Source organism: Nonomuraea sp. KM90 (assembly GCF_052246675.1).
Classification (GTDB): Bacteria; Actinomycetota; Actinomycetes; order Streptosporangiales; family Streptosporangiaceae; genus Nonomuraea.
In genome coordinates this window covers 1-812 of sequence record NZ_JBQQCB010000394.1, presented here as the reverse complement: position 1 = coordinate 812, position 812 = coordinate 1, and the positions used below count along the sequence as shown (strand labels likewise).

Genomic DNA, 812 nt, shown 5'->3' with positions numbered 1-812 from the left:
GCTCCGGGTCCGTGGAACCCGGCGCCCCCGCAGCGTCATGCGACGGCCCGCCCCAACCGCGTCGGGGACATTACGGGCAAATCGCGGAGCCACTCACACAGCACCGCCCGCTGAAGAATCGAGGTTAGTCTCGGCACCGGCCGGCGCACCAGAGAGACTCAACTCGTTGTCAACGCGTTGGAGCATTTCGTGGGCGGAACCCAGGAGCGGTCCGCGGGACTTGCCGAACTCTGGGTGCTCAGAGGAATGAAGCCGGTGACCATGGCAACTCGCGGCAACCGTAGTCGGTTCCGAAGGCACCTGATGTTCAAACGTAGGGCTTGGGCCCGGTATGCCCCTGCTGTTGGAGAGCTCTTCTACAAACAACTGTTGTACGTTCTGTGCCACGGAAGCCGCCGGTGGCAGGCACATGAGATCGCCAATGTAATTGGCATGGTCAACTGGCTACTGGACGATGATGAACTTGCGTTCCAGAACACCAGCAAGCAGGGTAATCTCAAGGCCGCCATGAACCGGTACATACAGGACTGGACTGCTCTCAACGCTCAGCCATCAGTTCACCATGAAGAGTTGTCCAAAGCGGATCGGATATCTGTGCAGCGGATGATCTCCATGATCAGCCATGACTGGACGAGCGCCCTAAACAGTAGCCATAAACTGCAGCAACCTTATTGATCAGATTTGCCTCAGCCTGGATCCACCGCTGGGAATCTGACAAAAGAACCGTGAAATAGGGCGAGGTGCCCTTTGGCCTGGGAAGATGGGAGTTCTCTACGCTCCAGCAACCCAAATCAGAAGGACACCTCGTACGT

Annotated in this window: 1 protein-coding gene; it reads left to right on the top strand. The window is 57.8% G+C overall.

What is annotated here, in order from left to right:
* Positions 1-189: 189 nt before the first annotated feature.
* Positions 190-675: a hypothetical protein gene (locus ACTWPW_RS64415; protein ID WP_443175073.1), complete on the top strand. Its 486-nt coding sequence runs from the start codon at positions 190-192 to the stop codon at positions 673-675.
* Positions 676-812: the final 137 nt, after the last annotated feature.